Source organism: Microcystis aeruginosa NIES-2549 (assembly GCF_000981785.2).
Lineage (GTDB): Bacteria > Cyanobacteriota > Cyanobacteriia > Cyanobacteriales > Microcystaceae > Microcystis > Microcystis aeruginosa_C.
In genome coordinates, this window is the sequence record NZ_CP011304.1 from 2,452,364 (window position 1) to 2,465,024 (window position 12,661).

Here is a 12,661-nt window from a genome sequence, read left to right on the forward strand (position 1 = left end):
GAAAAAGTGGTGAAAGAAGAATCAGGTCAAGCCCTCGGTCGGTTAGTACTCCTCGACTGCACTCGTTACCGAGCTTCCATCTAGAGCCTATCAACGGGTAGTCTACCCGAGACCTTACTGGCTTAATGCCATGAGAGCAATCATCTGGAGGTGGGCTTCCCACTTAGATGCTTTCAGCGGTTATCCGCTCCGCACATGGCTACCCTGCGTTTACCGTTGGCACGATAACAGGTACACCAGCGGTGCGTCCTTCCCGGTCCTCTCGTACTAAGGAAGGCTCCTCGCAATGCTCTTACGCCTACACCGGATATGGACCGAACTGTCTCACGACGTTCTGAACCCAGCTCACGTACCGCTTTAATGGGCGAACAGCCCAACCCTTGGGACCGACTTCAGCCCCAGGTTGCGATGAGCCGACATCGAGGTGCCAAACCTCCCCGTCGATGTGAACTCTTGGGGGAGATCAGCCTGTTATCCCTAGAGTAACTTTTATCCGTTGAGCGACGGCCCTTCCACGCGGTGCCGTCGGATCACTAAAGCCGACTTTCGTCCCTGTTCGACTTGTGGGTCTCACAGTCAAGCTCCCTTCTGCTTTTGCACTCTATCGTCCCATTTCCAACGGGACCGAGGGAACCTTTGCGCGCCTCCGTTACCTTTTAGGAGGCGACCGCCCCAGTCAAACTGCCCACCTGAAACTGTCTCCCGCCCCGATTAGGGGTCAGGGTTAGAATTCTAGCCTCGCCAGAGTGGTATCTCACCGTTAGCTCCACTCTCCCCACGAGGAGAGTTTCAAAGCTTCCCACCTATCCTGCGCAAGCGAAGCCCGAAGCCAATTCCAGGCTACAGTAAAGCTTCATAGGGTCTTTCTGTCCAGGTGCAGGTAGTCCGTATCTTCACAGACAATCCTATTTCGCCGAGTCTCTCTCCGAGACAGTGCCCAGATCGTTACGCCTTTCGTGCGGGTCGGAACTTACCCGACAAGGAATTTCGCTACCTTAGGACCGTTATAGTTACGGCCGCCGTTCACCGGGGCTTCGGTCGTCAGCTTCAGATTACTCCTGACCAACTTCCTTAACCTTCCGGCACTGGGCAGGCGTCAGCCCCCATACTGCGTCTTACGACTTGGCGGAGACCTGTGTTTTTGGTAAACAGTCGCCTGGGCCTATTCACTGCGACCCTCTTGCGAGGGTACCCCTTCTCCCGAAGTTACGGGGTCATTTTGCCGAGTTCCTTAGAGAGAGTTATCTCGCGCCCCTTAGTATTCTCTACTTCCCCACCTGTGTCGGTTTCGGGTACAGGCAATTAATGATTAACGTGGTTCGGGCTTTTCTAGGAAGCTTGATCAGCGCCACTTCCCTCCCGTGGGAGGTGGGACTCGCGTCTTAGCTCCTGGTGTTTTCTCCACCTCTCATCGCCTCGACTGCTTGCACTGGTAACCAACATCCAGCTGACGTTGACCTTCTCCGTTCTCCGGCACAATCATTAATCGGTACGGGAATGTTAACCCGTTGTCCATCGACTACGCTTTTCAGCCTCGCCTTAGGTCCTGACTGACCCTCCGCGGACGAGCCTTGCGGAGGAAACCTTGGGGTTTCGGGGTGTGGGATTCTCACCCACATTTTCGCTACTTAAGCCGACATTCTCACTTCTATAGAGTCCACAGCTGCTTGCCGCTACTGCTTCACCCCCTATAGAACGCTCCCCTACCACTACAATGTAGTCCACAGCTTCGGTAGATAACTTAGCCCCGTTCATTTTCGGCGCAGGAGCGCTTGACCAGTGAGCTATTACGCACTCTTTTAAGGATTGCTGCTTCTAGGCAAACCTCCTGGTTGTCAATGCACTCCCACCTCCTTTCTCACTTAGTTATCATTTGGGGACCTTAGCTGGTGGTCTGGGCTGTTTCCCTCTTGACGATGAAGCTTATCCCCCACCGTCTCACTGGTAGTTTTTTTAGCCGTATTCAGAGTTTGCCTCGCCTTGGTACCGGTCTCCCAGCCCGCGGCGAAACAGTGCTTTACCCCGACTAAACTTCCACTACCGCTGCGCCTCAACACATTTCGGGGAGAACCAGCTAGCTCCGAGTTCGATTGGCATTTCACCCCTAACCACAGCTCATCCGCTAATTTTTCAACATTAGTCGGTTCGGACCTCCACTTGGTTTTACCCAAGCTTCATCCTGGCCATGGTTAGATCACCCGGGTTCGGGTCTACAAATTATGACGCTTCGCCCTATTCAGACTCGCTTTCGCTGGGGCTGTGGGGTCTTCCCCCTTCACCTGCCATAACCTGTAAGTCGCCGGCTCATTCTTCAACAGGCACACGGTCAGACGTTCAATCGTCCTCCCATTGCTTGTAGGCTAACGGTTTCATGTTCTATTTCACTCCCCTTCCGGGGTTCTTTTCACCTTTCCCTCGCGGTACTGTTTCTCTATCGGTCACACGGGAATATTTAGCCTTACCTCGTGGTCGAGGCAGATTCACACGGGATTTCACGTGCCCCATGCTACTCGGGATGCAGTTAAGCTGGTTCCTTTTTCGACTACAGGACTTTCACCTTCTCTGGTGCGGTTTTCAGCCGCTTCGTCTAAATTTCCCAGTCTTTTGTTACTGTCCCACGACCCCAAGTTCCGAAGAACTTGGTTTAGGCTGTTCCCTTTTCGCTCGCCGCTACTGGGGGAATCGCTGTTGCTTTCTTTTCCTCTGGCTACTAAGATGTTTCAGTTCACCAGGTTTGCTCGCTCCACCATATATATTCAGGTGGTCGTGTTTAGGGTTGCCCCATTCGGATATCTTCGGATCAATGCTTGCTTCCCGCTCCCCGAAGCGTTTCGTCGGTAACTACGTCCTTCTTCGCTTCCGTGTGCCTAGGTATCCACCGTTAGCCCTTATTAGCTTGACCTTGCGGTCTTCTTTTTTGGCTTTTTCACCTAGCTCTATGCAGTTTTCAAGGTTCCTCTGGACTCTGTACTCAGAGCCAGCATTCTCTCCTACTATATAAGTAAGATAAGGTGCTGATTCCTCGCTTCTCTTGTTTTTGCCACCTGTGCAGGTGGGCCATCCTGGACTCGAACCAGGGACCTCACCCTTATCAGGGGTGCGCTCTAACCACCTGAGCTAATAGCCCTTGTTCCTGATTCAGGTCTTTTATGAACCCAGAACCTAGTTTGAAAGCCAATTTTGCCTCGCTCCGACCTTTTGGGATTGATTCTTGGTTTCGACTACTATTTTTTCGTCTTCTACCCGAATTAGGTCTCCCTTTAAGGAGGTGATCCAGCCACACCTTCCGGTACGGCTACCTTGTTACGACTTCACCCCAGTCACTAGCCCTGCCTTAGGCATCCCCCTCCTTGCGGTTGAGGTAATGACTTCGGGCGTGACCAGCTTCCATGGTGTGACGGGCGGTGTGTACAAGGCCCGGGAACGAATTCACCGCCGTATGCTGACCGGCGATTACTAGCGATTCCTCCTTCATGCAGGCGAGTTGCAGCCTGCAATCTGAACTGAGGCCGGGTTTGCTGGGATTCGCTGGCTCTCGCGAGTTCGCTGCCCTTTGTCCCGACCATTGTAGTACGTGTGTCGCCCAAGACGTAAGGGGCATGCTGACTTGACGTCATCCCCACCTTCCTCCGGTTTGTCACCGGCAGTCTCCTTAGAGTCCCCAACTTAATGCTGGCAACTAAGAACGAGGGTTGCGCTCGTTGCGGGACTTAACCCAACATCTCACGACACGAGCTGACGACAGCCATGCACCACCTGTGTTCGCGCTCCCGAAGGCACCCCCAGCTTTCACCAGGGTTCGCGACATGTCAAGTCTTGGTAAGGTTCTTCGCGTTGCATCGAATTAAACCACATACTCCACCGCTTGTGCGGGCCCCCGTCAATTCCTTTGAGTTTCACACTTGCGTGCGTACTCCCCAGGCGGGATACTTAACGCGTTAGCTTCGGCACGGCTCGGGTCGATACAAGCCACGCCTAGTATCCATCGTTTACGGCTAGGACTACAGGGGTATCTAATCCCTTTCGCTCCCCTAGCTTTCGTCCCTGAGTGTCAGATACAGCCCAGTAGCACGCTTTCGCCACCGATGTTCTTCCCAATCTCTACGCATTTCACCGCTACACTGGGAATTCCTGCTACCCCTACTGCTCTCTAGTCTGCCAGTTTCCACCGCCTTTAGGTCGTTAAGCAACCTGATTTGACGGCAGACTTGGCTGACCACCTGCGGACGCTTTACGCCCAATAATTCCGGATAACGCTTGCCTCCCCCGTATTACCGCGGCTGCTGGCACGGAGTTAGCCGAGGCTGATTCCTCAAGTACCGTCAGAACTTCTTCCTTGAGAAAAGAGGTTTACAATCCAAAGACCTTCCTCCCTCACGCGGCGTTGCTCCGTCAGGCTTTCGCCCATTGCGGAAAATTCCCCACTGCTGCCTCCCGTAGGAGTCTGGGCCGTGTCTCAGTCCCAGTGTGGCTGCTCATCCTCTCAGACCAGCTACTGATCGTCGCCTTGGTAGGCCTTTACCCCACCAACTAGCTAATCAGACGCAAGCTCTTCTTCAGGCCAATTAGGTTTCACCTTGCGGCACATCGGGTATTAGCAGTCGTTTCCAACTGTTGTCCCCGTCCTGAAGTTAGATTCTTACGCGTTACTCACCCGTCCGCCACTAGAATCCGAAGATTCCCGTTCGACTTGCATGTGTTAGGCACGCCGCCAGCGTTCATCCTGAGCCAGGATCAAACTCTCCATGATGAATCGTTTGATTCTTTTGACTTTTTTTCGTCTCCCCCTTGCGGGTTTGACTTCTTTGTTATAGAATTGCTTCTAAACGAGGCTGTTTTACTTGGCTTTCAAACTATTGTTTTGTCTAGGTTCCAGCGTCGTTTGTTTCGCTTCGCTTTCGCTTTGCTTCAACCGCGCATTTACCAATGTATCTAACTTCCCCAGGTTTGTCAACCCCTTTTGGCAAAATTTTTTGATCTTTTTTCTATCCCTTGCTACATCAGCCTTTCGGACCTTCGGGGTTTTTGCTGGTCCCTTGATTAGAACTGGCGGTACGGATATGTTAGTTTATTTGTACTAAATATTTTCCTCAATTTAATTTTTTATTCAGTACCTCTCGATCGCTGGGTCGATTTTGGGGTATGGTTCCTTGAGAATCTATTTTCTGATCGGAAAGCCCTCATGTCTCGCCGCGCTGCTTTACAATCCTATTTACTGGTGCGTTTACTCCTAGCTCCCTTGATGTTATGGACGATCGTGACGGTGGTTTTTCTGCTGATGCGTGTTGCACCCGGTGATCCCACGGATGCGATTTTAGGCAACCGCGCCCCTGAAAGTGCCAAAAATGCCCTAAGAGAACAATTAGGACTGAATAAACCCCTATTTTTCCAGTATCTAGACTATATTTTTCACCTAATGCGCCTCAATTTAGGAGACTCTTTAACCAGTAAGGGGGTGACGGTATGGGAGATTATCGCTAAACATTTTCCGGCGACGGTGGAACTAACTTTTTATGGGATGCTAATTGCGGTGATAGTGGGAGTCGGATTGGGAATTATCACCGCTTCCCGTCCGAATACCCCCTTAGATGCGGGGGGACGTTTATTTGGACTGATAACCTATTCCTTGCCGATTTTTTGGGTGGGAATGCTCTTACAGCTAATTTTTGCGGTACAGTTGCGCTGGTTTCCCTTGGGGACTCGTTTTCCTTTGAGTGAAACACCACCGCAGACAATTACGGGTTTATACACCCTTGATAGTCTGATGACTCTACAACTAGATAAGTTGCCCACAGCTTTGTATTATCTAGCCTTACCTAGTTTTACTCTCGGCATTCTTTTGAGTGGGATTTTTGAACGGATGGTGCGAGTTAATCTGAAACAAACTTTGCAAGCGGACTATGTAGATGCGGCAAAAGCGAGAGGAATACCAGAAAAAACGATTATGATCGCCCATGCGCTGAAAAATGCCCTAATTCCCGTAATTACCGTCTTAGGATTAACTTTTGCGGCTCTTTTAGGTGGTGCAGTCTTGACGGAAGTTACTTTTTCTTGGCCGGGTTTGGGAAATCAGTTATATCGCGCGATTTCTCTGCGGGATTACCCAACAGTGCAGGGATTAATGGCTTTTTTTGCGACAATAGTGGTTTTTGCCAGTATTTTAATCGATTTAATCAATGCTTACATTGATCCTCGCATCCGTTATTAATCAGGGAGAGGGAATTATGAAGTGGGGAAGTGGGGAGATGGGAGAGGGAGTTTGAGCATTTGTACTAAAATTCCAATAGGCAGTTTAAAGACAGTACAGCTTGAGATGAATTATCAATTATGAATTATGAAGTGGGGAGAGGGGAGTTTGAGCATTTGTACTAAAATTCCAATAGGCAGTTTAAATACAGTACAGCTTGACATAAGACAACAGCCGTGAAATTGATGTCACAGCTAATAAAAAATGGATCAGGATTGCTTTTTGTCTCTAGGTTGTTGTTAGGTGATTGCTGACTGATTAATAATGGTTGAATTTTAATCGACTTTTCCTTTTAGGGAGACGAAATCAGATATATGGGAATTACTATTGTTACCATTTTGCGGGGGATGAAAAGGATTTCTCACTTCGGGGGGAGTGGGTAAACCCTGTTTCATTTCCGCCACTTTTAAGAGGATCAAATACTCATAAAAAGCTTGCAGAGTACACCAAGCAAAACCAGCTTTACCATCGAGAATTCCCGCTAAGATAAAATACATATAAAACCAACGAAGCAGGGGACGAAAAGGCAATCTTAGAGATAAATCTTTTAAAGCTCTCCGTCTATCTACTTCGGTTTCACCAAAAAATAAATTTTTCCAACTAACATCACCGTTAGCCAACTGATGTAGAGTTTCTGCCGCTTCATCGCTAGAATAACGATTATGTTTTTCAATCCAACGACTTAAACCTTTACTACAGGTGTAGTGGGGATAGGTTTCTTGTAAAAAAGAGGTTTTTCCCCGACATTCTTCCCTTTCCGTGTGACCATAATCGCTAAACCAGACTTGATCTTTTCTAAATAGACGCATTTGATAACGGGGATACTGGGTGCTGCGACGGATCCACGTTCCCATAAACATAACTCTTTCGGCCACATAAAAACCAGTAAATTCCGTCTGTTGAGTGGCACGCAGACATTCTGCGTAGAGTTGGGGTGTCATCCTTTCATCTGCTTCGAGAATATAAACCCAATCGGGCGTTGCATAATAGAGATATGAATGGAGGAAATCAAAATGCAATGCCCTGAATGTAAATCTACCCATATCCGTAAAAATGGCATCAATAAACAAGGTAAACAAAATCATATTTGTGTAACCTGTGGCCGTCAATTTATTAATAACTATGAAAAACAGAAAGGCTATGACGAAAAAACGAAGCGAGAATGCCTAACTGCCTATGTTAATGGGATGGGATTTAGAGGAATAGAAAGGCTAAAGGGAGTTCATCATACGACCGTAATTAATTGGGTAAAATCTGTGGGAGAATTATTGCCAGTCGCCTATGACCCAGAAACAATTCCTGAAGTAGGGGAACTGGATGAATTGGAAACCTTTGTTGGCTCAAAAAAAACAAAATCTGGGTGTGGACAGCCGTTGACCACTTTAAAAAAGGAATTTTAGGTTGGGTAATCGGAGACCATAGTAGCGAAACGTTTCGCCCATTATGGGAATTAGTTAAGTCTTGGGGATGCTATTTTTATGTGAGTGATGGATGGTCAGTTTATCCATGTTTTATAGCAGAGGGCGACCATATAATTAGTAAGACTTATATGACCAGAGTAGAGGGTGAGAACACACGTTTAAGACATTATCTAGCCCGATTGCATCGCAAAACACTCTGCTATTCTAAGTCTACAGAAATGTTAGGATACTCTATTCGTTTATTAATTCATTATCTGAAGTTTCAAGAAGTGCCTATTCCTTACTGATTCATAGCTTAATTCAGCAACGCCCCCAATCGTATTTAGTCTCGATATTTTCTAGCATCCAAGTTCTTTGTTTACCATGACTCTCGAATTGATGCTGAATCACGCGCACTGGATAACGAGAAGTAATCTCTACTGTACGATCGCTACTGTAGGAGTCAACCACAATCACATCATCGGATAGAAGTGCCGATTCCACACAGGCGGCAATATCAATTTCTTCGTTATGAGTGAGAATGTAAATGGAAAACATAGATATAATATGGTGTTTGATTATACGAAACCTTATCGGGCATTAGTCCTATTGTGTACTGGAAAAAGCGGAATGAAAACCCTTATTATCCAAGAAATTTTTTTAAAACTGTCAGACTGAGCCTATTCTAACCTCGATCGCCATTTTGTCAATATTTCTTAAGTATTACTTGAAAAATTCTTTACCTGAGCTTGCGGCGACCGGCGGTGAGCTATTCCCCACCATGAGATAATAGACGGTGCTTTATGTCTCCAGTAATTTTCGATGACTGCTGTTTCCGAGTGTTTTCGTTCTCTCCGTTCCCAGGGGAATTGTGCCTTAATTCCCTTTATCACTGCCGGTGATCCCGATTTATCTACCACTGCCCAAGCTTTACGCATTTTAGACCGGGCAGGGGCCGATCTGATCGAGTTGGGGGTTCCCTATTCCGATCCTCTTGCGGATGGTCCGGTTATTCAAGCGGCAGCCACCCGCGCTTTAAATCGGGGTGTCAAGTTGGAAGATGTGCTAGAAATCGTCAAAAATGCTCAGGGAGAGGTGAAAGCTCCCATTATTCTCTTTACTTACTATAATCCCATCTATCATCGCGGGATAGATGTCTTTTTAGACCAAATTAAAGCAGCCGGGGTGAGTGGTTTGGTGGTTCCCGATTTACCCCTAGAGGAAGCGGCAAGTCTGCTGCAACCGGCTGCCGCTAAGGGAATTGAGGTGATTTTATTGGTAGCGCCTACCAGTCCCCCGGAACGAATACAAGCGATCGCCCTGCAATCCCAAGGTTTTATTTATCTGGTTAGTGTCACGGGAGTGACGGGAATGCGGAATCAAGTGGCCACGAGAGTGGAGGAATTGCTCGATTCTATCCGTTCTGTCACCGATAAACCCGTGGGGGTAGGATTTGGCATTTCTGACCCGACACAGGCACTACAGGTGAAAAACTGGGGTGCTGATGCGGTAATTGTCGGCAGTGCCATGGTTAAACGTCTGGCCGATAATTCCCCCGGCGATGGGTTAAAATCCCTCGAAGAATTCTGTCGCAGTTTAAAACAGGCGATTGCTTGACCTATCAGGAGACAGCTTTTATTTATCCTCCCCCGCAACAAGCACGAACTGGTCTCCCCACTTCCTCACTTCCTCACTTCCTCACTTCCCCACTTCCCACCCGAACACCCAACTAAGGGCCAACTACTCAAAATCGTTATGACTATGATATATTTGTTAAGGAATGTAAAAATAGTTGCATTTTCCCAGAAACTAGATTAAGGAGATTAAAAGTATGACCGCCGAAGGTTGCTTAAGAGTCGGACAAGCGGCGCCGGATTTCACCGCGACCGCCGTTTTCGATCAAGAGTTCAAAACCATCAAATTATCGGATTATCGGGGTAAATACGTCGTTTTATTCTTCTATCCCCTCGATTTTACCTTTGTTTGCCCCACGGAAATTACCGCTTTCAGCGATCGAGTTAGCGAATTTGCCAGCATCAACACCGAGATTTTAGGGGTGTCCGTCGATAGCGAATTTGCTCACCTAGCATGGATTCAAACCGAGAGAAAATCCGGCGGTGTGGGGGATGTGGCCTATCCTTTGGTGTCGGATCTGAAAAAAGAAATCAGCACCGCTTACAATGTTCTTGACCCGGATGCGGGGGTGTCCCTGCGCGGTCTCTTTATCATCGATAAAGAAGGTGTTATCCAACACGCTACTATTAATAATCTTTCCTTTGGTCGCAGTGTCGATGAAACCCTCCGCACTCTGAAAGCGATTCAATACGTCCAATCCCACCCGGATGAAGTTTGTCCCGCCGGTTGGAAAGAAGGGGATGCTACCATGGTTCCCGACCCTGTGAAGTCAAAAGTTTACTTCGCGGCAGTTTAGTTAAAAATCCTCAGAATTCCCTCAGCTATAGATGGGGGCAGACTTTTAAGGGGGGGGCGAAATAATTCGCCCCTCATTTTAATCGGAAAATTTTCCAGAAAATTGGCCCCATTAGCCATGACCTCATCTAGAATACTGGCCAGCAAGTCTAGAAAGAGTCACGGCGATCTATGACTACCAGTAATTATGATTCCGAGTTGACAGTTTTGGGATTACCCGCGGCCAAAGGTAGATGGTTATTAATTATCTACCAATATGACGAAACAAATATCGATGTCATTTTGTACTGGTAGAGGTTACATTGGACTGTATAGGTCTTTTAATCGCTCTTTTTCTGTGTGATGGTCGATCTTGAATCAAATCTCGGTTTTCCTCGAGGAAAGAAATTAACTGATCATCAGGGATTTCTCGGAACTCTCCAGTTTTCGATAAAACAGCAGCCATGGTAAATCGGACTCCCGAATATTCGTCTTGATCGCTATCAAAGCAGTCTTCTACTAATCAGGGGGTGTCCGCAGCTCTCAATAACTGTCAGCTAACCGCTCAAAATTGCCTTTATTGTTGGGATTTTTTCGGCCACTGCTGACGGCGATAACTGCTATACTGCCCATGAATATTGACCAGATAGGGAACTAGATAAGTCAGTGATGCCGCCATCCAGCGATCGCTTGTCATGCGGCCGCTGATTATAGCATAACCGTGGTTAATTGTCAATAAAATTGTCCCTACCACTACAGCCACTTTTATCCCAGTGGGGGCAAATTGGGGGGATAATAAAGCCCGAAAATAGCCGATAATACCTTTCATCGTCTATAAATCGCACTCTATCAGGCGAGTAAAACAAAAAGTCACCATTTTTAACCCGTAGGGAGACTTCCACCAGAGAGCGGGAAAACAGCCTTCTGGAGCTGCTAGACTAAAATCCCAGTGATCATAATCATCGATACGCCACTGCTCTTTATCGCGCCATCCTACCAATTCCCCAAATTTTCTAATCGTTTCCGCATCTTGGGTTCGCAGGGTGTTAATACTACCCCCGACGGCAAAATATAACTTCACCTGATTGCTAAAACCGAAATGATCGCCGCTATAATTTTTCCAAAGGCGATCGAGTACCCGAATCACATTAACGGGAAACCGCATCATATCCTCTGGGGTTAAAGTATCGCGGGTTCTGCCAGCAGCTTCGAGGATAACTCGGAGAGTTTCTGCGTCTGCTTCCCTAAAGTTCCCCTCAGCTAGGAATTGCTGTAATTTACCATAGCGCTCGATGTCCGGTACTAACATCTGCCGCGCTTCGATGAGGGCAACCCGTTCGCTTAAAGATTGCAATTGAGCTAAAATATCCTGTAGTTGGGCGTTAATATCTGACATAAATGTAAGGGGGTTTGTTGACTGCAAAAACTACGGATTTATCGGCAAAATAATTATTGATTTACCGCTTCTAATCGTGACTTAACAAAGCGGTTCATCCATGCTTCTAGATAGATGCGATTGGCTTTTTGTTCTTTTAAATCTGTGGTAGTTAAAGGGTAAGGCGCTAATCCTTGAATGGCTGCCGTTGTCACACAAAACATCGACTTTTGAAAAGTTTCGCAGATCTGGACTAATAAATCTTCCTCTTGACGAAAACTCTTTTTATAAATGTCGTGCAGATAATCAGGTAAAAAGTGACGCATATCCTGCATTAATAGTGTGGGGGGAATCCCTGCACCTCCGATGGGTAAAGGATCCGCATACAAAGCACCATAGGCAAACATTCCTTGATCGTAGGGAATTTGATAGGCTTGGGCATTATAAGAAATTGTACCGGGGAAAGGTGTTCCGCGAAAGAAAACCGCCTCAACGTAGGGGATTGCCGTATCTGCAAGAAAGGTTAATCCTGCCGATTTGGGGATAAGATCATAGGTTTGTCCTTTGATTTTTACCTGATAGACAATTGCTTGACTAGCATTATCGACTAAATTTTTCTTAATATGTGCCACCACTTCGGGAATATTAGTAATTTTTCTGGCATCGTAGAGATCGGATAAACTTAAAAAAGTATCGGCCATAATTCGCCAAAATTGACCTAAACCGCTATAGTAGGCCATCATCCGCATTTGTTCTGGCAAAAATTCAGGAAAGGCTTTATTTAAAATTAAAACTAGGGGATTATTCCTAAATTTGGCTTGAATAACCTTGGCTGTCACTTCTCGAAAAGCGGCACCATCTACATAACTATCTAAACCACCCCCACCATGCCAAAACATCGCTTTCATACAATATTCAGCATACTCAAAATTAATGCGATTATGCCACCAGTGTTGTAGTAATTTCTGCCAAGATACTTGACCATTAAAATATTTAAAGAAAGGGAAAAAAACCAAAAACTGATTTTCGGCAATATAAATTAAATTTTTGGAATAAGCATCTAACACCACTCCGTAACTTTTCAGGATACCCACCACCTCGATCAAATTCTGGGGCGTATCTTTTAACAATGCTTCCCCAGCCGTGAGACGATCAATATAGGATGCTAGGGGATGAGAGGAGGACTTGACAGGGATAGTGACCATGCTAGAAGCTTGATAAAATAACTTT

8 protein-coding genes, 1 tRNA gene, 2 rRNA genes and 2 pseudogenes are annotated in these 12,661 nt (G+C 46.9%); 5 read left to right on the top strand and 8 right to left on the bottom strand.

Going from position 1 to position 12,661, the window contains the following annotated elements:
• Positions 1–22 precede the first annotated feature (22 nt).
• From myaer_RS12105 to myaer_RS12115, 3 genes are all read right to left on the bottom strand, one after another.
• Positions 23–2,902, bottom strand: a 23S ribosomal RNA gene (locus myaer_RS12105).
• Positions 2,903–3,053: 151 nt separating this feature from the next.
• Positions 3,054–3,127: transfer RNA gene (locus myaer_RS12110), tRNA-Ile, on the bottom strand.
• A 134-nt stretch (positions 3,128–3,261) separates the two neighbouring features.
• Positions 3,262–4,750, bottom strand: a 16S ribosomal RNA gene (locus myaer_RS12115).
• Together the 16S and 23S rRNA genes with 1 tRNA gene alongside form the textbook arrangement of a ribosomal RNA operon.
• A 432-nt stretch (positions 4,751–5,182) precedes the next feature.
• On the opposite strand from myaer_RS12115, the gene myaer_RS12120 reads away from it, so the two are divergent.
• Entirely contained in the window at positions 5,183–6,208 is a 1,026-nt protein-coding gene (locus tag myaer_RS12120; protein WP_046662276.1) for an ABC transporter permease, read from the top strand.
• 314 nt (positions 6,209–6,522) lie between these two features.
• Here the strand turns inward: myaer_RS12120 and myaer_RS12125 are convergent.
• Positions 6,523–7,221: pseudogene (locus myaer_RS12125) on the bottom strand (glycosyltransferase family 2 protein); the annotation flags it as partial.
• Positions 7,222–7,260: 39 nt separating this feature from the next.
• Between myaer_RS12125 and myaer_RS12130 the strand changes: the two are divergent.
• A protein-coding gene (locus myaer_RS12130; protein WP_103672714.1) for an IS1 family transposase occupies positions 7,261–7,955 on the top strand; the annotation gives its coding sequence in 2 pieces (ribosomal slippage) (positions 7,261–7,603 and positions 7,603–7,955; 696 coding nt in all).
• Positions 7,956–7,980: 25 nt separating this feature from the next.
• Here the strand turns inward: myaer_RS12130 and myaer_RS12135 are convergent.
• A pseudogene (locus tag myaer_RS12135) lies at positions 7,981–8,205 on the bottom strand (glycosyltransferase); the annotation flags it as partial.
• A gap of 264 nt (positions 8,206–8,469) precedes the next feature.
• Between myaer_RS12135 and trpA the strand changes: the two are divergent.
• The 3 genes from trpA (at position 8,470) to myaer_RS22345 (ending at position 10,371) form a co-directional block, all read left to right on the top strand.
• Positions 8,470–9,264 (top strand): tryptophan synthase subunit alpha, encoded by a 795-nt coding sequence (trpA, locus tag myaer_RS12140; protein ID WP_046662278.1) that lies wholly within the window; start codon positions 8,470–8,472, stop codon positions 9,262–9,264.
• A 214-nt stretch (positions 9,265–9,478) separates the two neighbouring features.
• A complete protein-coding gene (locus myaer_RS12145; protein WP_046662279.1) occupies positions 9,479–10,078 on the top strand; it encodes a peroxiredoxin in 600 nt (199 codons plus the stop codon).
• 170 nt (positions 10,079–10,248) lie between these two features.
• Complete coding sequence (locus myaer_RS22345; protein WP_268807336.1) at positions 10,249–10,371, top strand: hypothetical protein; 123 nt, start codon at positions 10,249–10,251, stop codon at positions 10,369–10,371.
• 262 nt (positions 10,372–10,633) lie between these two features.
• On the opposite strand, the gene nrtS is transcribed toward myaer_RS22345, so the two are convergent.
• Genes nrtS through myaer_RS12160 form a run of 3 tightly spaced genes read right to left on the bottom strand, consistent with a single transcriptional unit; the run spans position 10,634 to position 12,636 of the window.
• Positions 10,634–10,885 carry a nitrate/nitrite transporter NrtS gene (gene nrtS / locus myaer_RS12150; RefSeq protein WP_046662280.1) on the bottom strand — a complete coding sequence of 84 codons (252 nt, stop codon included), beginning with the start codon at positions 10,883–10,885 and terminating at the stop codon, positions 10,634–10,636.
• Positions 10,886–10,888: 3 nt separating this feature from the next.
• On the bottom strand, positions 10,889–11,452 hold the full coding sequence (locus tag myaer_RS12155; protein ID WP_046662281.1) for a GUN4 domain-containing protein: 564 nt from the start codon (positions 11,450–11,452) through the stop codon (positions 10,889–10,891).
• A 53-nt stretch (positions 11,453–11,505) separates the two neighbouring features.
• Positions 11,506–12,636: a CO2 hydration protein gene (locus tag myaer_RS12160; protein WP_046662282.1), complete on the bottom strand. Its 1,131-nt coding sequence runs from the start codon at positions 12,634–12,636 to the stop codon at positions 11,506–11,508.
• Between the last annotated feature and the right edge of the window lie 25 nt (positions 12,637–12,661).